Below are 19,389 nucleotides of genomic sequence, written 5' to 3'. Positions count from 1 at the left end.
CGATGGAGAACACCGTGCCGAAGCCGTCGGGACGCACGCCGGTCACCCGGTAGTCCTCGCCCTGCTCGCCGTAGGTCCTGACCCGCAGCCCGCGCGTCGCCTCCCCGCGCGTCGCCTCCCCGGGCGGCGGGGGCGAGGGCGGGCCGGGGTGGCGGCGGGCGTTGCCCGCCGTCGCCGGGGTGGCCGCCGGGTGCCTGCTGACGGCCGCCGCGGTGGTCGTCGCCACGTCCGGCGGGTCAGGACCGGCGACGGTGACCGCGACCGGCTCCCGCACGGTCGAGGTGACGCTGTCCGGGATGCGCATCCGTCCCGCCGTGATCGAGGCCCCCGTGGGGACCGTGCTGACGTTGCGCGTCACCAACGCCGACGCCCAGCGGCACGACCTGCGCCTGGCCACCGGCGAACGCACCCCGATGCTGGCCCCCGGCCAGAACGCGACGCTGCGCCTGGCGCCGCTGGGCGGTCCGGTGGACGGCTGGTGCACGGTCGCCGGGCACCGCGCCGCGGGCATGACCATGCGCCTGGCCCCGACCGGCGCCTCGGCGGCGTCCCGCCCCCAGGAGGCCACCGGCCACACCGGTCACACGACGACCGAAGCCGCCCCCACCATGCCCGCAATGCCCACCATGCCCGCCATGCCCGCCGTGCCCGGCCCGCTCGACCTGGCGGCGCCCATGTCGTCCGGCTGGCGACCTCACGACGCGACGCTCAGGCCCGCGCCCGGCGGCACCGAGCACCACGTCGAGATCCGCGCCGACGACCGGCTCGTCCAGGAGGTCGCGCCCGGGGTGCGGCAGCGCGTCTGGACGTTCAACGGCGCCATGCCCGGCCCGGTGCTGCGCGGCAAGGTCGGGGACGTGTTCGTCGTGACGTTCGTCAACGCCGCCACCATGGGCCACGGCATCGACTTCCACGCCGGCGCCACCGCACCCGACGGGCCGATGCGCACGATCCAGCCGGGCGAGCGGCTGACCTACCGCTTCCGCGCCGACCACGCCGGGGCATGGCTCTACCACTGCTCGACCATGCCGATGACCCAGCACATCGCCAACGGCATGTACGGCGCCGTCGTCATTGACCCGCCGGACCTGCCCGCGGTCGACCGCGAGTACCTGCTGGTCCAGGGCGAGCTGTATCTCGGCGAGCCGGGCGGCCCGGCGCAGGTCGCCAAGATCCGGCAGGGCGCCCCGGACGGCTGGATGTTCAACGGCACCGCCGCCGGCTACGACCACGCCCCGCTGGCGGCCACGGCGGGGGAGCGGGTCCGCATCTGGGCGGTGGCCGCCGGCCCCAGCTCGGGCACGTCGCTGCACGTGGTGGGCGCGCCGTTCGACACGGTCTACAAGGAGGGCGCCTACCGGCTGCGCACCGAGGACGCGGGCGGCGCGCAGGCCCTCGACCTGGCCCCGGCGCAGGGCGGCTTCGCCGAACTGGTCTTCCCGGAGGCGGGCACGTACCCGATCGTGGACCACACGATGCGGCAGGCGGAGGCGGGCGCGCACGGCCTGTTCAAGGTCGGCGCCCCACCGCAGAACTGACCCCCGCAGGACCGACCCGCCGGAGGACCGGCCCGCCGCCGCGAGGACGCGTACGCTCGGCCGGTGAGCCGGGCCGGTCAGCCGGCCGGCGCCGGGGACTGGTCGGGCGTGATGCGGTCCCAGGCGGCCAGTGGCAGCATGATGACGGCCGCCGGGAACAGGCCGTGCTCCTCGTGGTCGATGTGCCAGTGGAGGCGGTCGAGGGCGTCCAGCACGGCGGGCCAGTCGGGCGCGGCCGGGTCGATCGCGCCGAGGATGCCGTGGATGTCGGCGTGCTCGGCGCACAGCCGCTCCACCTCCTCGGCCAGCGACCCCTCGGCGCGCAGCTCGGCGAACAGCCCGCGCTCCTCGGTGTCGGTGTGCGGGACGAGCCGGGCCATCAGGTCCGCCAGCAGCGCCACGGCGTCACCGTGGCGCAGCTCCCCGATCGCGCGGCGCAGCGCCCCCGCGCACTCCTGGATGTCCCAATGCTCCTGGGACAGGCGGCCGATCAGTGGGAACTCCCGGCAGCCGCAGTAATTGCACATGGTCACGTCCTTGCAGGAGGGTCGCTTCTCGACGGCGGCAGCCGGGGCGCGCGCATACGCGTACCGCTCCCCGGGCCGCCCCTCGCCTCCACCCTTCCCGGCGGGACGACGCGCCGGTCAGGGCCGAAAGTCCCGGATCGCCCCCGACCTCCGTCGGAAAACCACGTGACGGGCGCCCGCGGCGTCGGGGACGATCACCGCCATGGAGTACGGCGAACTGGTCGCGCGGGCGTCGGCGGCGGCGATCGAGGGCTGGGACTTCACCGCCCTGCGCGGCCGGGTCGTCGAGGAGCCGCTGCCCTGGAGCTACGAGCGCCTCCTGCGCGACCGGCTGACCGGCGCGGCCTCGCTGCTGGACATGGGGACCGGCGGCGGCGAGTTCCTGGCCGGGCTGACGCCGCTGCCGCCGCGCACCGCCGCCACGGAGGGCCACCCGCCCAACCTGCCGATCGCCCGCCGCCGCCTGGAGCCGCTCGGGGTCGAGGTGGCCGCGATCCGGGAGGACGACGTGCTGCCGTTCCGCGCCGACGCGTTCGCCGTGGTGGCGAACCGGCACGAGTCCTACGACCCGCGCGAGGTCCGCCGCGTGCTGGCCGACGACGGGGTCTTCGTCACCCAGCAGGTGGGCGGCCGCGACCTCGAAGAGGTCAACAGGGCCCTGGGCGCGCCGCCGCTCGCGTACCGCGGCTGGGACCTCGCCCGTGCCGCCGCCGGGCTGGCCGAGGCCGGGCTCACCGTGACGTGGACCGCGCGGGCGCGGGTGCGGACGACGTTCCACGACGTCGGGGCGCTCGTGCTGTTCCTGCGGATGGTGCCGTGGCAGGTCCCCGATTTCGACGCCGTCCGGTACGGCCACCGCCTGCGCGCCCTGCACGACCGGATGGCGGGCGGCCGGCCGCTGACCGCCCACGCCCACCGCTTCGCCCTGCTGGCCCGCCGTTCACCCGGAGCGGGGGCGCGGCGGGCGTCCGGTCTCACCTGCTCCACGCCTCGTGGACGGTGGTGATGGCCGAGGAGACGGGCCGGCCGCCGGGCCACGTGACGGCCGGCCGGCCCGGCACGGGGACGCCGTCCACGGTGATCGAGGCGTGCTCGCACGGGATGATCTGCATCGACAGCCCGTGGCTGACGCCCAGGAGCGGGAAGTCGGCCATCGAGAACGGCCTGGCGTCCAGCGGCCCGGTGATGGTGACCGCCAGGCCGGCCGCCGTCGCGTGCGTGCCCGTGGCGGGGTCCACGCGCAGGTCCACGGCGGCCCGCTGCACCCGCGCGGCGGGCCAGGACGGCAGCGCCGTGGCCTCGTCGAAGTGCCGGACGAAGTGCTCCTCGATCCACGTCCCGAGCTCCGGGTCGTCGCTGACGACGCGCAGCCCGGCGGGCGTCCACACCACCATCACCGCGCCGGCGCCGTGCGTGGACCAGTCGACCTGCCACAGGGAGGCGTACCCGGTGGGGACGTCGCCGTCGTAGAGGGTGACGTACGGGTTGGCGCCGGCGAGCAGCGGCCGGCGGGTCACGTAGGCGCTCGTCGGCGCGCCCTCACTGGTGCTGAGCATGAGCCGATCATGGACGCTCCTGCCCCTCGATGGCCAGCCCGCCCACCTGAGTAGGGCGGTACTCATGCCCTCCCGCCGCCGCCGGCGCACCCTGCAAGTGACGGAACACCGGAAAGGAGCATGCGGTGCGCAAGGGCGTACATCTTCGACAGATCGGCCGCCGGGGGCTGCTGACCGTGATCATGGTCGTGTCGGTCGCCGTGCCCCTGTGGTCGGCGGCGGCCCCGGCCTCCGGGGCCGTGGCGGCCCGCGGGCGCACGCTCGCCGAGCCCTGGTCCTACCTGTTCGAGATCCGCCGGCGCTTCCCCGCGCCGGAGAAATGCGTGGACGTCGACAACGGCTACACCTTCGACGGCGCCAACGTGAAGCAGTGGGAGTGCGTCAACGTCCCGCAGCAGCACTGGCAGTACCAGCGGGTGGCCCCCGGGAGCGAGTGGTTCTTCCTGCGCGCCCAGCACAGCGGCAAGTGCCTGGACGTCGACAACGGCTACACCTTCGACGGCGCGAACGTGAAGCAGTGGCAGTGCGTGAACGTCCCGCAGCAGATGTGGCGCTGGAAGTACGCCTACACCGACGCGTGGTGGAACACCTTCTACTTCCTGGAGAACCAGAAGAGCGGCAAGTGCCTCGACGTCGACCACGGCTGGACGCACAACGGCGCCAACATCCAGCAGTGGACCTGCGACGAGTACGCGGGCCAGCAGTTGTGGTACTTCCGGCCGGTGTGACCCGGCCGGACGGCGCCGGCCCGGCTCCCTCCGGGCCGGCGCCGCCTCACGACGCGGCCGGGGCGATGTTGTGGTTGACGCGGAACAGCCGGTCCGGGTCGTACCGGGCCTTGAGCGCGGACAGCCGCCGGTGGTCCGCCTCGGAGTAGGCCCGCCTGACCGCGTCCGGGGTGGCGTCGTGGTCGAACAGGAAGCCCGGCAGCAGGGCGCCGGTGTCCCAGCGCCGCAGCCGGTCCAGCACCTCGTCGGCGACCGCGCGCGCCGCCTCGGCGCGTCCGGGCGGGGCCGGCAGCCGCATCCACAGCAGGAAGGCCGCGCCCCGGGTGCCGGCCGCGTGCGGGCGGGCGGGCGGCCGGTCCAGCGCCCCGCCGAGGTGGCGCAGCTGGATGCCGGGGAACGGGCCCTGCGTCCGGGCCGGGTCGATGAACGAGGCCAGCTCCGCGGCGGCGTCGTCGTCCAGCTCGCGCAGCAGCGCGCTGCGCAGGTGCGCCGAGACCGGGTGACGGGGGTCCTGGTAGATCTCGGTGATCCGGCTGTAGGGGATGGTCGCGCAGGTGTCCTTCTCCGGGCCGAGCGCGCGCAACGGCCGCACCAGCCGGGCGCCCTGCTCCTCGTCCCCGGCGTACACCGTCCGGACCTGCACCATCGAGCGGCCGCGGAACTCCCGGGGCAACTGCGGCGCGTCGGGGAAACGCACCAGCGTCACGGAGGACGACATCTCCTCCGGCTGCTCCTTCGCCCAGGCCAGGTAGGAGCGCAGGACGTGGGCGGTGTGCCCGGGGTCCTCGCCCGGGTAGTACAGCTCGCCGCCGTGGACCGTGCGCAGCGGCAGCAGCTCGATCTCGGCCGAGACGACGACGCCGAAGTTGCCCTTGCCGCCGCGTACCGCCCAGAACAGGTCGGGCTCCGCGCCGGGCGAGACGGTCCGCAGCCGGCCGTCGGCGGTGACGACGTCCAGCGAGCGGACGCGGTCGGCGGCGAACCCGTACGTGCGGGCGGCCAGCGGGAGCCCGCCGCCGGTCAGGAACCCCATCACCCCGACCTCGGCCGACGACCCGCACAGCGGCGCGAGCCCGTGGGGGGCCGCCGCGGCGACCACCTCGCCCCAGCGCAGGCCCGCGCCGATCCGCGCGGTGCGGGCGTCCGGGTCCACCGACAGCTCGCGCAGCTCGCCGGTGGCGATGAGGACGGCTCCGTCGGCGGGCAGCGACTTGCCGTGCCCGGTGGACTGCACCGCGACCGCGCGTCCCGTCCGGGCCGCGTACGTGACGGCGGTGGCCACGTCGCCGGCGTCGGCGGCGACCACGACCACCGCGGGCCGGTGCTGGACCGTCAGCAGCCAGCCGGAGCAGGCGTCCGCGAAGCCCTCGTCATCCGGCAGGAGCGTGCGGCCCCGGATAAGCGCGGCCAGGGCCGCCACGTCGTGCGTCGGGCCGGTCCGGACGTCGGACATGATGCACCTCACTCAATAGTTGGTTGGACCAACGTTGGTTCAGCCAACAATACAGACATTCGTGGGTGGTGCCAACGACTTGTTAGATTGCCTCTGTGAACATCCCGGAGGGGAGGCCGCCCGAGCGGCTGCGCGCGCTGCCGAGCAGGCTGACCAACCACGCGGCGCTGGCCGCCAACCGGATCGTGGACCAGGCGTTCGCCCAGGCCCAGGTCCGGCGCTACCACTACGCGCTGCTCGCCGCGCTGGAGGAGTACGGCCCGGCGAGCCAGGCGGCGCTCGGCCGGCGTACCGGCATCGACCGCAGCGACATGGTGGCGACCGTCAACGACCTGGCCGGGCGCGCGCTCGTCGAACGCGCGCCCGACCCGGAGGACCGCCGCCGCAACATCGTCACCATCACGGCGGAGGGCCGCCGCCGGCTGGCCGAGCTCGACCGCCTGCTGGCCCGCGCCCAGGACGAGTTCCTCGCCCCGCTGCCCCCCGCCGACCGCGAGCGCCTGGTCGACCTGCTCACCCGCCTGGCCGACCATCACGCCGCGCCGAGCGGAAGAAGGCCACCGGAACCAGGGTGACCAGGCACAGTCCGAAGGCCCACCAGAAGGCGGTGCCGTAGGCGTGCGCCGGGCCGTCGCCCTGGCGTAGCCCTCTGTCCAGGACGGTGGTGAGGATGGCGGTGCCCAGCGAGCCGCCGAGCCGGTTGACGACGTTCAGCGCGCCGGCGGCGCCCGGCGTCTGCTGCCGGTCGACCGAGGCGTACGCCGCGGCCATGGTGGGCGCGGAGACGCCGCCGATGCCCAGGCCGTACAGGACCAGGCAGAGGGTCAGCAGCCAGGTGTCCGGACGGGCGGGGGCCTGGGTGAAGGCGAGCAGCCCGGCCAGTGAGAGCACGAGCCCGCCGGTCACGACGGCGCGCGGGCCGTGGCGGTCGGCCAGCCGCCCGGCGGCGAACGAGCCGGCGGCGGCCCCGAGTGCCTGCGGGGTGAGCAGGAGGCCCGTCGAGAGCGTGTCGGCGTGCCGGTCGTGCTGGAAGAACAGCGGCAGCAGGATCATGGAGCTGTAGAGCGAGGCCCCGAGCAGGAACAGCGCCACGCAGGCCGCGGTGAACCCGCCCTTGGCGAACAGGCGTACGTCGATCAGCGGCTGCCGGCGGGTGCGCAGCGCGTGCACGAGGTAGCCCCCGACCAGCGCCAGCCCCGCGCCGACCAGCACGGCGGGCGTCCATGCCCCCTCGCGCCCGCCCGCCATGGTGAGCCCGTAGACCACCGCCGCCAGGCCGGGGGAGAGCAGCGCCAGGCCGAGGAGGTCGAGCCTGGGCGCGCCGCCGGGCCCGTCCCCGTCCCCGTCCTCGTCCTCGTTCCGGGCCAGGACGCGGGCGGCCACCGGCAGGACGAGCAGGCAGACGGGCAGGTTGAGGTAGAAGATCCAGCGCCAGTCGAGCTGCTGGACGACCAGGCCGCCCACGATCGGCCCGAGCACCGGGGCGAACATGACGGGGATCGTCAGCACGCTCATGGCCCGGCCGATCCGGGACGGCCCGGCCGCCTGGGCCAGGATCGTCTGGCCCACGGGGTTCATCAGCCCGCCGCCGACCGCCTGCACGAGCCGGAACGCGATGAGGGCCGGCAGCGACCAGGCCAGGCCGCACAGGGCCGAGCCGGCGGTGAAGACCGCCACGGCGGCCATCCACGTGCGCTTGGCCCCGAACCGCCGGCTCAGCCAGCCCGACAGGGGCATGACCACCGCGATCGCGAGCAGGTAGCCGGCCGCCACCCACTGCACGTCGGTCAGCGACGTGCGGAAGTGCGCCGCCATCGCGTCGGCCGCGATGCCCACGGCGGTGGCGTCGATCGTGGCCAGGATGGGGGCCGCGATCAGCACGATCCCCATGCGCAGCAGGTGCGGGTCGAGCCGGTCGCGCGCGGCCCCGGCGGCAGAGGTGGCGGTCATCGAGCACCCTTAGGATCGATTGACTAGGACGACTCCAAACACTAGGTCCGACCTAATCGCTAGGTCAAACCTAATGAACGCGCGGAAGGGCACAGCTCGTGACCGAACGATCCAAGGGTTTGCGGGAGCGCCAGAAACACCAGACCCGGCAGCTCATCTCCGACGTCGCGACCGGCCTGTTCCTGGAGCGCGGCTACGACGACGTCACCATCGCCGACGTCGCGGCCGCCGCCGGCGTGGCCAAGATGACCGTCACCAACCACTTCCCGCTGAAGGAGGACCTCATCCTCGACCGGCACGAGGAGGTGGTCGACGGCCTGGCCAGGGCCGTGTCGCGGCGCGAGCCCGGCGAGTCGGCCCTGGAGGCCGCCCACCGCGACTACGACGAACGGCTGCGCCGCCGCGACGGCGCGATCCCCGACGCCGGCGCCGACTGGCAGCGGTTGGTACGCGACACGCCCGTGCTGCGGGCCCGTCTGCGCCAGCTGCACGACCAGGCCGAGGCCAAACTGGCCGCCGTCCTGGCCGAGGAGACCGGCGACGGCGGCGTCACGCCCCGCCTGGTGGCCGCCGCGCTCGCCGGGGTGGAGCGGCTGCTGTTCGACGAGGCCCAGCGCCGGGTCCTGGCGGGGGAGGAGTCCGAGGAGATCTTCGCGGCCCTCGCCCGCACCGCGCGGCAAGCCTACGACCTGCTGCGGCCCGCCATCGGCGACTACGCCCGCCGCGCCCCGGTCAGCGGTTGAGATAGGCCAGGACGGCCAGGACCCGGCGGTTGTCGTCCTCGGACTCGGGCAGCTGGAGCTTGCCGAAGATGCTGGAGATGTGCTTGTTGACCGCGCTGGCGGAGATCACGAGCTGGTGCGCGATGGCCGTGTTGGACCGCCCGGCGGCGATCAGGCTCAGCACCTCCCGCTCGCGCGGACTCAGCTCGCCGGTGCGGCCACGCGCGTCGCCGCGGGTCAGCAGCTTGGCGATGACCTGCGCGTCCATCGCCGTGCCGCCCCGGCTCACCGAGGTGACCGCGTCGATGAACTGCCCGGTGTTGGCCACCCGGTCCTTCAGCAGGTAGCCGACCGCCCCCGCGCCGTCGGCCAGCAGCTCGCGGGCGTAGAGCTGCTCCACGTACTGCGACAGCACCAGCACCGGGAAGCCGGGCCGGTCGCGGCGCGCCTGGATCGCGGCCTGCAGCCCCTCGTCGGTGAACGACGGCGGCAGCCGCACGTCGACGACCGCCACGTCCGGCCGCTCCTCGGCCAGCGCCTTGCGCAGCGACGGCCCGTTGTCGACGGCGGCCACGACCGTGAAGCCGTGCTCGGTCAGCATGCGGACCAGCGCGTCCCGGATGAGGAACAGGTCCTCGGCGACGACTACTCGGACCTGATCGCGCACGGCACCTCCAGATGCACCCGGGTGGGCCCGCCGGGCGGGCTGTCGACGGCGATCGTCCCGTCGAAGACGGCCAGCCGGCTCTGGATGCCGCGCAGCCCGGTGCCGTCGGCCGGATCGACGCCGCCGCCGCCGTCGTCCACGACGTCGCAGCTCAGCAGCCCGTGCCGGTAGGCGAGCGTGATCTGGACCGTCGCCGCCCCGGCGTGCTTGCTGGTGTTGGCGAGCAGCTCGTTGACCGCGAAGTAGACGGCCGACTCCACCGGCGGCGCGGGCCGTCCGGCCAGGTCGGTGGTGACCTCGACGTCGAGCAGGCAGTCCAGCGCCAGGGCCCGGATCGCGTCGGCCAGGCCGCGGTCGGCCAGGACCGGCGGATGCACGCCGCGTACCAGGTCGCGCAGCTCGTCCAGGGCCTTGGAGGAGGACTCGCGGGCCGTGGCCAGCAGGGCGCGGGCCGCCTCAGGGTCCTCGTCGAACAGCCGCTCGGCGTGGCCCAGCCCCATGCCCAGGGCGACCAGCCGGGCCTGCGCGCCGTCGTGCAGGTCGCGCTCGATCCTGCGCAGCTCGGCGGCCTGGGCGTCGACGCTGTCGGCGCGCGTCTCCACCAGCGTCTCGACCCGCTGCTCCAGCGCGGCCCTGCGCGACGGCCCGAGCAGCGCGCCGGCCCAGCGGGCGCGCAGGCGCAGCAGCGGGGGGCCGATGTAGAGGCCGAGCGCGATCAGCGCCAGCCCGACCGGGATCGCCGCCAGCGCGGCGGCCGTCGAGGTGACGTGGATGACGCCGTAGGCGTTCGCGCCGCCGGCCCGCAGGTTGGCCCGCCACACGAACGGCTGCACGGCCACGCCGTACAGGCCGTACAGCGGCATGCCCAGCGCCAGCGCGGACGCCCACGTGCCCATGAGCGGGTCGAGGACGCCCCAGAGCACGTCCCGCCAGGTCGCCGGGTCCCTCAGCAGCGCGGACGCGTCCGTCCCCGGACCGTAGGGGCGCTCGACGCGCACGCCGAGCCGGCCGGCCAGCCGCCGGGCCGCGTCGGCGACCGCGCGCTGCAGCGACACCGCCTGCCGGAACGCTCCCCGGCCCACGCCGGCCACCGCCGGCACCGCGCCGAGCACGACCAGGACGGCCGCGAGCACGCCGGCCACCGACAGCCCGATCATGGCCAGCGCCCGCACCGGCGTCGTGAGTCTCGCCTTCACCCCTCGTCTCCCCGTCGTCCGCGTCTTCGCGTTCCGCGCCCGTGGCATCATCGCACCTTCCTCCGGAAATCCCATGGTCAGCCCCGGTACGCGGCCCGCCGGAGCACGGCGAGCCCGGTCAGCCCGGCCAGAGCGGCCGCGCACAGCCCGGCGAACAGGTCGCCGACCAGGCCGTACAGCGTCCAGGCGCCGTGGGTCGGGACGGAGACGACCATGCTCTGCCGCGCCGTGCCGAAGTAGTTCGCCCTGGCCAGCGGGGTGCCGTAGGGGTCGACGGTGATCGCCAGGCCGTTGCTGGCCGTCCGGACGAGGCTGTAGCCGTTCTCCACGGCCCGGAACACCGCGTTCGCCGCGTGCATGCGCTCGATGCTCTTCCAGTCGTTGGCCGGCACGAACATGACGTCGGCGCGGGTGCGCAGCGTGGCGGGGAAGTCGGCGTCGAAGCAGATGACGTGGGCCAGCCTCCCGTACGGCGTGCCGGTCACCGGCACGACCCCGTCGCCCGGCCGCAGGCTCTCCATGCCGGGCACCGGATGCGCCTTGTCGAAGACCGACGCCACCCGCCCCTCGGGCGTCACCAGCACGGCCAGGTCGCGGGAGCGCGGCTCCCCGTCGAGGACGACGGCCACCCCCATGTCGAGATAGACGCCCTTCTCCCTGGCCAGGTCCTGGGCCTTGCGCAGGAAGCCGGGGTAGTCCTCGCCGAGCACGACCGCGGCGGTCTCGGCCCAGGCCACGATCCGGGCGCCGCCGTCGGCCTCGGTCCGGGTGCGGGCGAACAGGTCGTCGTCGATCACCGCGAACGCCTTGCGCAGCGTCGGCTTCTGCTCGGGCAGGACCCGCGGGGTGTGGAAGTTGTCGATCTCCCGCATGCGCTTCTCGGCGGCCGGCGAGGCGCTGATCCCGGCGACGCGCACCAGCTCCGGCGCGGCCGGCGCGGCCGCCAGCCGCAGGCCGCCGCCCAGCAGCACCGGGACGAGCACCGAGACGTACGTCAGCGTGACGCCCCGGACCGACGGCCAGGCCACCCGGCGTTCCAGCAAGAGGTTGACGACCGGCGCGGCCCACGCCATCAGGAAGCTGATCCCGTAGACGCCGGTGACGGACGCCGTCTGGAGCAGCGGCAGGTTCGCCGACTGCGTCGCGGCCAGCGGCCCGAAGATCGTGCCCAGCGGGCTGACCGTGGCGATCAGGAACTCGGCCGTCACCCGGGCGGCCGGGAAGACCAGCGTGCCGGTGACCGGGCCGAGTCGCCGGACGAGCAGCCGGTCGGCCAGCAGCGGCAGGCTCAGGACCAGGCTGAGCAGCAGGCAGCCGAGCAGGATCGGCGGGACGGTGAGCCCGCCCGCCGCCGCGACGAAGACCACCGTCGTCGCGGCGGCCGACAGGCCGACGGCCGCGAGGCCGGCCGGGACGCCCGAGCTGCGGGTGAAGCGCATGAGGCCGATGGAGAACAGCCATCCGGCCAGCGGGACCGACCATTCGCTGTTCGTGCCGAACAGCCCGAGCACGATCCCCGCCGCCAGCCAGGCGTATTTTCGCCGGCCGCCGGCCAGGTGGGGGATGGTCGTGGTTGCGGTGTTTGCCATGCACAGGAGCCTCGCCGATCGCACGGCGGCCGCCATTGCGGCTGACTCTCGACTCCCCCTGTAGTTATCTCCACCCCCGGGAGGCCCTCTGCGGGGAGGTCATCTGCGGGGAGGCCGTCTGCGGGGAGGTCAGCCGCCGGGACGGGCCAGCCCCGCGGCGACGAGGTCGATGAGCAGGTCGATGATCCTGGGGTGCAGGTCCGGATCGCCGAGCCGCTCGGCGAACATCGGCACCAGCAGCACGCACTGCAGCACGCCGATGATGACCGCGGGTTCGGCGTCGACCAGCTCGCCCGCGGCCCGGCGGGCGGTGACGTACTCGGTGAGGGCGGCGGCCGGGCTGCCGGACATCGCGGCGACCCGTTCGGGGTCGAGCTTGCGGGCCACCGCCTGCATCTCCTCCGGATGGGTCATCAGGCGACGCCACAGGGGGTTGACCGACAGCTCCTCGACGGTGGCGTGCAGGAACCGGCGCAGCGCCTCGCGCGGGTCGTCGGCGCTCATCAGCGCGCCGTCGATGACCCGCCGCCGCACCTCGCCGGTCTGGCGCAGCATCAGCTCCAGGTACAGCGCCTCCTTGGAGTCGAAGAAGACGTAGAAGCTGCTCTTGGCCACCCCCGTGGGGGCCATCAGCTCCTCCAGGGAGGTCTTGCGCAGCCCCTGGCCGGTGAACAGCTTCTCGCCGTTCGCCAGCAACAGGGCGGTGATGCGGGCCTTCTCCTCTGCGGTGAACGCGGGCGGCATCGGGGACAACCTTCCTGCACGACCAGTTATGCCGATCAGATGGTTTCACGAACCCGCGGTGGCGGCGCGGCGCAGGCCCTCCTCGTAGATGGCCACGAAACGGTCGATCTGCCACAGCTGGGAGACGATGATGAGCGTCAGGCCGAACAGGGACGGCCACGGCTCCACGCGGACGAGCCCGTACGCCATGACGCCCAGGCCGACGGCGGCCATGGCGAGCAGCCGGCGGATCATCTGGCGGTGCGCCGCGGCGGCCGGCGAGTGGTCGGCGGCGTACAGCTTCTCGCCGTAGATGCCCTTCGACGCCCAGCTGCGCGGCTCGTGCACCGGCCGGAACGCGTGGGGGTTGAGCCACATCCAGATCACGCCCGCCGCGATCGGGGCCAGGGACCACCAGCCGAGCGCCTCGCGGAAGTAGATCGGCAGCAGGATGGGCGCCAGCCCGGCCATCCGGGTCCAAACGCTCCACGGGTTGGCGTGCCGCTTCCATGCCTCGTCGTCGAGTCCGAACGTGGCGGCCGCGGCCTGGGTGAGCTTCATCGTCGCTCCTTGCGGGGGAACCGCCGGGACCTCCCCGGCGCTCTGCATCCATAAAATCAGTTTAGAGTTTTGTTTTCAACCGGCCCGAGGTGATAGAAAACGATCATGACCCGAACATTCCTGCGGCCCGACGACGTGCGCGACCTGGTCGCCGAGCAGTTCGGCGCCGACCGGCGGCCGGCCGCGCTCGACCGGCTGACCGGCGGCAGCAAGAAGGGCGTCTACCGGCTCCGGCTGGACGACGCGACCAGCGTGATCCTCTACGTCTGGGCGGAGGGCGAGAACTACTGGCCGCCGTCCCCGGCGGTCGAGGACGACCCCTTCACCGACGCGTCGGGAGCGGACCTGTTCGCCGCCGGCCACGCGGCCCTGACCGCGGCGGACGTGCGGGTGCCCCGGCTGCTGGCGCTCGACCCCGGCGGCCGTCACCTCGGCGCCGCCCTCGCCCTGGCCGAGGACGCGGGCGCCACGACGCTGGAGACCCTGATGGAACGCGACCCGGCCGCCGCCGCCCGGCCGCTGGCCGCGCTCGGCGACGCCCTGCGCCGCATGCACACCACCCTCGGCCCGTCCTACGGCAAGCTCGCCCACCTGGCCGACGGCCGGACCCGGGCGTCCCGGCCCGCCGAGGACGTCGTCCTGGACCGCGCGCTCGCCCATCTCGCCGCCGTCGCCGACCGCGACGCCCGGATGGGCCGGGCGCACGAGCGGATCGCCGCCCACGTGCGCCGCCTGCGCGACGCGGTCGCCCCCCGCGAACGGTACGGGCTCGTGCACGGCGAACTCGGGCCGGACCACGTGCTCGTCACGCCCGCGGGCGAACCCGTCATGATCGACTTCGAGGGCCTGACCTACTTCGACGCCGAGTGGGAGCACGCCTGGCTGCGCATGCGCTTCGAGGACGCCTACCCGGCGCTGCGCCCGCCCGCCCTCGACCCCGACCGGCTGGAGCTCTACCGGTACGCGCAGGTGCTCTCGCTGATCGAGGGCCCGCTGCGCATCGCCGACACCGACTTCCCCAACCGGCGCTGGATGCTGGACCTGGCCGAATGGAACATCGCCAAGGCCCTCGCCGTCCTGTGACGCCGGCCCGTCCGGTCAGGCTTCGCGGGGGAGCGGGGGCAGCGGGAGCGGCAGCCCCGGAAGGCCGTCGATGCTGGTCGCCACGTGCTCCTTCTTGTGGAAGTACGCGTCGAGCGACTCGTCGTCCTCGCGGGCGAAGCGCGAGCCGTGCAGCGGGCGGTCGGCGTCGTAGGTCATGAACGGGACGGCGTACCCGCAGGTGTCGCGGATCAGCCGGGCGGTCACGACGATGATCGCGCGCAGGCCGTGCGGGACGGGGTCGATGTCCGGGAAGTGCCGCAGCAGCCCGGCCCAGCGGGGGTCGTCGCGGAAGACCGGCTCGCCGTGGCCGTGCACGCGCACGATGTTCGGCGGGCCGTCGAAGGCGCACCACATCAGCGTGACGCGGCCGTTCTCGCGCAGGTGGGCGATGGTCTCGGCGTTGCTGCCGGCGAAGTCGAGGTAGGCCACGGTGTTGTCGTCCAGGACGGCGAACGAGCCCTTCAGGCCCTTGGGCGAGAGGTTGACCGTGCCGTCGCCGGCCAGGGGAGCGGTCGCCGTGAAGAAGATGGGTTGGGACTCGATGAACGCGCGCAACCGGCCGTCGATCCGGTCGTAGGTCTTTCCCATGATCCGGATTATCCCCTTTCGCGGTTTCGTGTGGGGGTGAGGGGCGTCGGTCCCGCGGGTGGCAGAATGCCCGGCATGATCGCGAACGAGGGCCCGCAACCGCGTCCCCTGCTCCGGCGTCCCGCCGAGGGCGAGCTCATCGACGTCGCCGGGGTCCGGCACTTCTTCCGGCTGACCGGGGAGCACACCGGGGACCGGTTCGCGTTCGAGGAGTTCACGCTGGACCCGGGCGTCGTCGGGGCGCGCCCGCACGTCCACCACGGCCACGACGAGTACTTCTACGTCCTGGACGGCGAGCTGACCCTGCACGACGGCGCCGGCGAGGTGACGGTCGGCCCCGGCCACCTGCTGGCGGCGACGCGCGGCACGCCGCACGGCTTCCGGAACGCCGGCGACGGCACCGTGCGCGCGCTGTGCCTCTACACGCCCGCCGGCTACGAGGGATACTTCCGCGAGGTGCACGCGGCCGTCGCCGCGGGCGCGCAGATCACCGACGAGCTGCTCGCGGAGTTCCGCTCCCGCTACCGCACCACCTCGCTCTGACCCACCGCCTGGCCTGCCGCGGCGACGGTCAGGAGGCAGCCGCACCGGCCCACAGGCCCCCGCGCCGGAGGTCAGGAGGCCGTCGCGCGGGTGCGCAGCCGGCGGAGCATCCGGGCGTCGGCGAAGCCCACCTCGCGCGCGGCGACCTCGGCGGTCGCGCCGCGGCCGAGCAGGTGTTCGGCCCGCTCCAGCCGCAGCGCGGTCTGGTAGGCCAGCGGGGTGAGCCCGGTCGCGCGCCGGAACAGCCGGGTCACCGTGCGCTCGCTGCATCCCGCGGCCCCGGCCAGCAGGCTCAGCGGCAGCCGCTCGGTGAACCGGGTCTCGATCAGGTCCTGGATGCGGTGGACCGTCTCGTCCACGTGCGAACGCCGTCGCAGCAGCGGGCTGACCTGCTCCGCCGTGCCGTCGCGGTGGGCGTGCACGAGCATCGCGCGGGCCACCTGCCCCGACGCGTACGGCCCGTGCCGGGTGGTCACCAGGTGCAGCGCCACGTCGATCCCGCCGGCCACGCCCGCCGAGGTGACGATCCGGTCGTCCGCGACGTACAGCGCGTCCCGGGCGACGCTCGCCCGCGGATAGAGGCGGGCCAGCTCGTCCTGGACGGTGTGGTGGGTCGTGCACCGGCGGCCGTCGAGCAGCCCGGCCCGGCCCAGCGCGTCGGCCCCGGCGCACACGCCGGCCACCGTGCCGCCCGACGCGTGGTGTTCGCGCAGCCGGCGCAACGTCTCGCCGCTCGCCGGCCGGGCCGGCCCCCGCCAGCCCGGCACGACGATCAGGTCGTCGGGTGTCAGTGACGGCCACGAGGTCCGCGCGTGCAGCGTCAGCCCCTGCACGCTGGCCACCTCGCGCTCCTCGGCGACGTAGTCGATGGTGTACGGCCGGCCGAGGTCGGCGGCGGTGGAGAACACCTGGGCGGGCCCGGCCACGTCGAGCAGGTGCACCCGCGGGATGAGCAGGAAGACGACTCGGGACATGACCGGCGCCTCCTCAGTTCCCGGTGAGCTCGTCCACGGTCCTGATCGTGGCGAAACGACCCGACAGAGCGTATTCGGTACGGGCGAGGATCTCGTCCACGCCGAGCGTGCGCGGATCCCGCACGAGCTCGTCGAAGGGGACGTCGCCGGGCGCGTCGCGGTGGGGGAGCGGCGTGGTGGCGGTGGCGTCGATGGCGAAGTCGACCTCGAAGCCCAGGTCGGAGGCGAGGCGCGCGGTGGTCTCGCAGCACTGCTCGGTCCGGATGCCGCAGACGGTCAGCCGCCTCACGCCGCGCCGGGTGAGGAACTGGTGGAGATTGGTGGTGGTGAAGGCGTTGTGCGCCGACTTGGTGAGGACGGGCTCGTCCGGAAGGGGCTCCAGGCCGTCCATCAGCTGGACGTACCCGCGGGCCGGATCGAAGACCGTGCCCGAGCCGGGCCGCGACCCGAGCACCCACACGACCGCGTCCCCGGCCTGCCTGGCGGCCGCGGCCAGGCGGTTGACCTGCGGGACGATGTCCGGCCTGGACGTGTGCCGCCAGTCGGGCAGCTGCAGGAAGGAGTTCTGGACGTCGATGACGACGAGGGCGCTGATCATGCCACCCAGGCTGGCCGGACGAGGCGCCCGGGCGGAAGGCACGACCTGGTCAGCGTGTGGACCGATCCAGTCGGGCCCCGCCGCCGGGCCGATATCCCCCCAGCGTGACACCGTAATCCGCGGGCCCTCGCAAGGGCCGGTGCCGCCTGCCACCATGGAGGCGCCAGCTGATCCGGACGATCTCTGGAGGGGGCGTGTCATGAAGTGGTGGGAGGGCGACGACGGACGCCACGAAGGCTGGGATGCCGCCGTCTTCCCGGACGGGCGGGTCTCCACCGGCCCGGCCGACGGCGGGGCGAGGGTGCACCTGATCGGCTCCGACGGCCGCATCGGCTACGGCCGCGGCGACGTCGTGGACGGCCGCACCGCGATCGGCTGGCGCGGCCACTGCGCCTGCGGATGGCAGGGGCCGCTGTGGGAACGCGTGGCCCAGACGCGCCACGACTTCGCGGCCCGGCGCATCTACGCGCTGAGCGAATGCCTGCTGTCCGGCGCCGCCCCCGACGACGTGGCCGTCGCGATCCGCGCGGAGTGGGAGACGCACCTCGACCCGCCGAGCCTGGTCGCCGTCCGCCAGGCCGCCGAGGCCGTGCGCCGGGCCCAGGGCCACCTGGACGCCGCCGTGCGCGCGGCCCGCAAGGACGGCCGCTCCTGGACCCGGATCGGCGAGTCCGCCGGCGTCCGCCGCCAGTACGCCCAGGAACGATGGGGCCCTGACCCGGCCGGCCCGTGGGATCAGGCCGCCGACCGGCGGTAGCGGCCGGGGGCGACGCCGAACTCGCGCTTGAAGGCGTTGCCGAAGGCGAACTCCGACCCGTACCCCACCTGCTCGGCCACCCGCGCCACCGGCGCGTCGGACTCGCGGAGCAGGCGGGCCGCGCTCATCAGCCGCCACCACGTCAGGTACGCCAGCGGCGGCTGCCCCACCAGCCCGGTGAAGCGGCGGGCGAAGCCGGCCCTGGACATGCCCGCGTGCGCGCCGAGCGACTCGACGGTCCAGCGGCGGGCCGGGTCGCGGTGGATGGCGTCGAGCGCCCGGCCGACGACGGGGTCGGCCAGCGCGGCGGCCCAGCCGGAGACCGTGCAGGGCTCGTCCTGGGTCTCGAAGTAGGCGCGCAGGACGTACAGCTGCAACATGTCGAGCAGGGACGACACGACGGTGTCGGTGCCGGGCCGCGGGCCGTCGATCTCGGCGGCCAGCAGCTCGACGGCGGCCCGCAGCTCCGGACGGCTGCCGAGCGTCGCGGGCAGGTGGATCACGCCGGGCAGCGAGCCCAGGATGGGGTGGGTCCGGTCGAGGTCGAGCCGGTAGCCGCAGGACAGGACCACCGTCTCGGCCCCCGTGCCGCCGAACCCGGCCGACGCGAACAACTCCGAGTGCGGCTCGCAGTCGGCCTCGGCCAGCGGGCGGGCGGGATCGTCGGCCAGCCCGAAGTCGTCGCCGTGCGGCAGGAACACCACGTCGCCCACGCTGAGCGGGACGGGCTCGCCGTCCGGCGGGATCAGCCAGCACGACCCGCGCAGCACCACGTGGAACCCCGCCGACCCCGGCACCGAGCGGAACGCCACCCCCCACGGCGCCCGCCAGGAGATGCGGGAGGAGGTGGGGCGCCCGCACCGCATGAAGGCCATCACGTCGCTCAGCACGTCCATGAGGATGGAGTCTAAGGGCTGAGACGCTCGCGTATAAATGGTGGATTGCAGCGCATTCAGTATCTCAGTCGCTCTCCCTACGGTTGGTTTCCGTAACCGAACTGAGGGAGAGTGACATGCTCAAGGTAGGCATCATCCTCGGCAGCACCCGTCCTGGCCGCAACGGCGAGGCGGTGGCCCACTGGGTGCGCGATCTGGCGGCCAAGCGGGGCGACGCCGACTACCGGCTCATCGACCTGAAGGACTACAACCTGGGCAACCTGGACGAACCCGAGCACCCCGCCATGGGCAACTACCGGCACGAGCACACCAGGCGCTGGTCGGCCACGGTCTCCGAGCTGGACGCGTTCGTGATCGTGACCCCGGAGTACAACAACTCCTACCCGGGCGCGCTCAAGAACGCCCTCGACTTCCTGTACGCCGAGTGGACCAACAAGGCGGCCGGATTCGTCGGCTACGGCGTGGACGGCGCGCCCCGGGCCATCGCCCACCTGCGGCACGTGCTGGGCCTGCTCGGCGTGGCCACCGTGTCCAACCAGGTCGGGCTGTCGATCCACACCGACTTCGCCGACGGCTTCAAGCCCGCCGCCGCCCACGAGGACCGGCTGAACGCCGTCCTCGACCAGGTCCTCGCCTGGGGCTCGGCGCTGCGCCCGCTGCGGGCGGCCTGATCCCGCCCCGGTAGCCGCACGGTAGCCGCACGGGAGCCGCCCGGTAGC

23 protein-coding genes are annotated in these 19,389 nt (G+C 74.1%); 9 read left to right on the top strand and 14 right to left on the bottom strand.

Annotated features, from left to right (window positions below):
- Window positions 1–304, bottom strand: a 304-nt coding sequence (locus ACWEJ6_RS26150) for a hypothetical protein (RefSeq protein ID WP_452426880.1), incomplete at its 3' end; no start/stop codon positions are given.
- On the opposite strand from ACWEJ6_RS26150, the gene ACWEJ6_RS26145 reads away from it, so the two are divergent.
- Complete coding sequence (locus tag ACWEJ6_RS26145; RefSeq protein WP_452426878.1) at window positions 297–1,538, top strand: multicopper oxidase domain-containing protein; 1,242 nt, start codon at window positions 297–299, stop codon at window positions 1,536–1,538. The two genes, ACWEJ6_RS26150 and ACWEJ6_RS26145, sit on opposite strands and share 8 nt — an antisense overlap.
- A 77-nt stretch (window positions 1,539–1,615) precedes the next feature.
- Here the strand turns inward: ACWEJ6_RS26145 and ACWEJ6_RS26140 are convergent, their stop codons facing one another.
- Window positions 1,616–2,065 carry a hemerythrin domain-containing protein gene (locus tag ACWEJ6_RS26140; RefSeq protein WP_449921691.1) on the bottom strand — a complete coding sequence of 150 codons (450 nt, stop codon included), beginning with the start codon at window positions 2,063–2,065 and terminating at the stop codon, window positions 1,616–1,618.
- Window positions 2,066–2,267: 202 nt separating this feature from the next.
- On the opposite strand from ACWEJ6_RS26140, the gene ACWEJ6_RS26135 reads away from it, so the two are divergent.
- Window positions 2,268–3,071, top strand: a complete 804-nt coding sequence (locus ACWEJ6_RS26135) for a class I SAM-dependent methyltransferase (protein ID WP_452426876.1) — start codon at window positions 2,268–2,270, stop codon at window positions 3,069–3,071.
- On the opposite strand, the gene ACWEJ6_RS26130 is transcribed toward ACWEJ6_RS26135, so the two are convergent.
- Window positions 3,040–3,621 carry a hypothetical protein gene (locus ACWEJ6_RS26130; protein ID WP_452426874.1) on the bottom strand — a complete coding sequence of 194 codons (582 nt, stop codon included), beginning with the start codon at window positions 3,619–3,621 and terminating at the stop codon, window positions 3,040–3,042. The two genes, ACWEJ6_RS26135 and ACWEJ6_RS26130, sit on opposite strands and share 32 nt — an antisense overlap.
- 125 nt (window positions 3,622–3,746) lie before the next feature.
- Between ACWEJ6_RS26130 and ACWEJ6_RS26125 the strand changes: the two genes are divergently transcribed.
- Entirely contained in the window at window positions 3,747–4,349 is a 603-nt protein-coding gene (locus ACWEJ6_RS26125; RefSeq protein ID WP_452426872.1) for an RICIN domain-containing protein, read from the top strand.
- 46 nt (window positions 4,350–4,395) lie between these two features.
- Here ACWEJ6_RS26125 and ACWEJ6_RS26120 read toward each other — a convergent pair whose 3' ends face one another.
- The gene (locus ACWEJ6_RS26120; protein ID WP_452426870.1) at window positions 4,396–5,802 is read right to left on the bottom strand and encodes an FAD-binding oxidoreductase; all 1,407 of its coding nucleotides are present in this window, start codon (window positions 5,800–5,802) and stop codon (window positions 4,396–4,398) included.
- A gap of 95 nt (window positions 5,803–5,897) precedes the next feature.
- Here ACWEJ6_RS26120 and ACWEJ6_RS26115 point away from each other — a divergent pair, with 95 nt between their 5' ends.
- Window positions 5,898–6,377: a MarR family winged helix-turn-helix transcriptional regulator gene (locus ACWEJ6_RS26115; protein ID WP_452426868.1), complete on the top strand. Its 480-nt coding sequence runs from the start codon at window positions 5,898–5,900 to the stop codon at window positions 6,375–6,377.
- Here ACWEJ6_RS26115 and ACWEJ6_RS26110 read toward each other — a convergent pair.
- Window positions 6,316–7,752: an MDR family MFS transporter gene (locus tag ACWEJ6_RS26110; protein ID WP_452426866.1), complete on the bottom strand. Its 1,437-nt coding sequence runs from the start codon at window positions 7,750–7,752 to the stop codon at window positions 6,316–6,318. The two genes, ACWEJ6_RS26115 and ACWEJ6_RS26110, sit on opposite strands and share 62 nt — an antisense overlap.
- Before the next feature lie 98 nt (window positions 7,753–7,850).
- Between ACWEJ6_RS26110 and ACWEJ6_RS26105 the strand changes: the two genes are divergently transcribed.
- Window positions 7,851–8,495 carry a TetR/AcrR family transcriptional regulator gene (locus tag ACWEJ6_RS26105; protein WP_397162964.1) on the top strand — a complete coding sequence of 215 codons (645 nt, stop codon included), beginning with the start codon at window positions 7,851–7,853 and terminating at the stop codon, window positions 8,493–8,495.
- Here the strand turns inward: ACWEJ6_RS26105 and ACWEJ6_RS26100 are convergent.
- From ACWEJ6_RS26100 to ACWEJ6_RS26080, 5 genes are all read right to left on the bottom strand, one after another.
- Window positions 8,485–9,075 (bottom strand): response regulator transcription factor, encoded by a 591-nt coding sequence (locus ACWEJ6_RS26100; protein WP_357978136.1) that lies wholly within the window; start codon window positions 9,073–9,075, stop codon window positions 8,485–8,487. The two genes, ACWEJ6_RS26105 and ACWEJ6_RS26100, sit on opposite strands and share 11 nt — an antisense overlap.
- A 44-nt stretch (window positions 9,076–9,119) precedes the next feature.
- Window positions 9,120–10,337 carry a sensor histidine kinase gene (locus ACWEJ6_RS26095; RefSeq protein WP_452426863.1) on the bottom strand — a complete coding sequence of 406 codons (1,218 nt, stop codon included), beginning with the start codon at window positions 10,335–10,337 and terminating at the stop codon, window positions 9,120–9,122.
- Window positions 10,338–10,414: 77 nt separating this feature from the next.
- Window positions 10,415–11,926 carry a nitrilase-related carbon-nitrogen hydrolase gene (locus ACWEJ6_RS26090; RefSeq protein ID WP_452426861.1) on the bottom strand — a complete coding sequence of 504 codons (1,512 nt, stop codon included), beginning with the start codon at window positions 11,924–11,926 and terminating at the stop codon, window positions 10,415–10,417.
- Window positions 11,927–12,055: 129 nt separating this feature from the next.
- A complete protein-coding gene (locus ACWEJ6_RS26085; RefSeq protein WP_452426859.1) occupies window positions 12,056–12,670 on the bottom strand; it encodes a TetR/AcrR family transcriptional regulator in 615 nt (204 codons plus the stop codon).
- Between the two features lie 45 nt (window positions 12,671–12,715).
- Window positions 12,716–13,210, bottom strand: a complete 495-nt coding sequence (locus ACWEJ6_RS26080) for a DUF6653 family protein (RefSeq protein WP_452426857.1) — start codon at window positions 13,208–13,210, stop codon at window positions 12,716–12,718.
- Window positions 13,211–13,315: 105 nt separating this feature from the next.
- Between ACWEJ6_RS26080 and ACWEJ6_RS26075 the strand changes: the two genes are divergently transcribed.
- A complete protein-coding gene (locus ACWEJ6_RS26075) occupies window positions 13,316–14,293 on the top strand; it encodes a phosphotransferase family protein (RefSeq protein WP_452426855.1) in 978 nt (325 codons plus the stop codon).
- 15 nt (window positions 14,294–14,308) lie between these two features.
- Here ACWEJ6_RS26075 and ACWEJ6_RS26070 read toward each other — a convergent pair whose 3' ends face one another.
- Window positions 14,309–14,902, bottom strand: coding sequence for a pyridoxamine 5'-phosphate oxidase family protein (locus ACWEJ6_RS26070; RefSeq protein ID WP_452426853.1), 594 nt, complete (start codon window positions 14,900–14,902; stop codon window positions 14,309–14,311).
- Window positions 14,903–14,977: 75 nt separating this feature from the next.
- Here ACWEJ6_RS26070 and ACWEJ6_RS26065 point away from each other — a divergent pair, with 75 nt between their 5' ends.
- Entirely contained in the window at window positions 14,978–15,445 is a 468-nt protein-coding gene (locus ACWEJ6_RS26065; protein WP_387680762.1) for a cupin domain-containing protein, read from the top strand.
- 71 nt (window positions 15,446–15,516) lie between these two features.
- On the opposite strand, the gene ACWEJ6_RS26060 is transcribed toward ACWEJ6_RS26065, so the two are convergent.
- Together ACWEJ6_RS26060 and ACWEJ6_RS26055 are read right to left on the bottom strand one after the other, a co-directional pair.
- A complete protein-coding gene (locus tag ACWEJ6_RS26060) occupies window positions 15,517–16,419 on the bottom strand; it encodes a GlxA family transcriptional regulator (RefSeq protein WP_452426851.1) in 903 nt (300 codons plus the stop codon).
- A gap of 13 nt (window positions 16,420–16,432) precedes the next feature.
- Entirely contained in the window at window positions 16,433–17,017 is a 585-nt protein-coding gene (locus ACWEJ6_RS26055; protein ID WP_452426849.1) for a cysteine hydrolase family protein, read from the bottom strand.
- Between the two features lie 199 nt (window positions 17,018–17,216).
- Here ACWEJ6_RS26055 and ACWEJ6_RS26050 point away from each other — a divergent pair, with 199 nt between their 5' ends.
- Window positions 17,217–17,774, top strand: coding sequence for a hypothetical protein (locus ACWEJ6_RS26050; RefSeq protein WP_452426847.1), 558 nt, complete (start codon window positions 17,217–17,219; stop codon window positions 17,772–17,774).
- Here ACWEJ6_RS26050 and ACWEJ6_RS26045 read toward each other — a convergent pair.
- Entirely contained in the window at window positions 17,753–18,670 is a 918-nt protein-coding gene (locus tag ACWEJ6_RS26045; protein WP_452426845.1) for an AraC family transcriptional regulator, read from the bottom strand. The two genes, ACWEJ6_RS26050 and ACWEJ6_RS26045, sit on opposite strands and share 22 nt — an antisense overlap.
- A gap of 116 nt (window positions 18,671–18,786) precedes the next feature.
- Between ACWEJ6_RS26045 and ACWEJ6_RS26040 the strand changes: the two genes are divergently transcribed.
- Window positions 18,787–19,341: an NADPH-dependent FMN reductase gene (locus ACWEJ6_RS26040; RefSeq protein ID WP_452426843.1), complete on the top strand. Its 555-nt coding sequence runs from the start codon at window positions 18,787–18,789 to the stop codon at window positions 19,339–19,341.
- The last annotated feature ends 48 nt before the right edge of the window (window positions 19,342–19,389 follow it).

The organism is Nonomuraea sp. NPDC004702 (assembly GCF_053601695.1).
The sequence above is the reverse complement of the archived record's forward strand: the minus strand, read 5'-3'. Positions and strand labels throughout refer to the sequence as shown.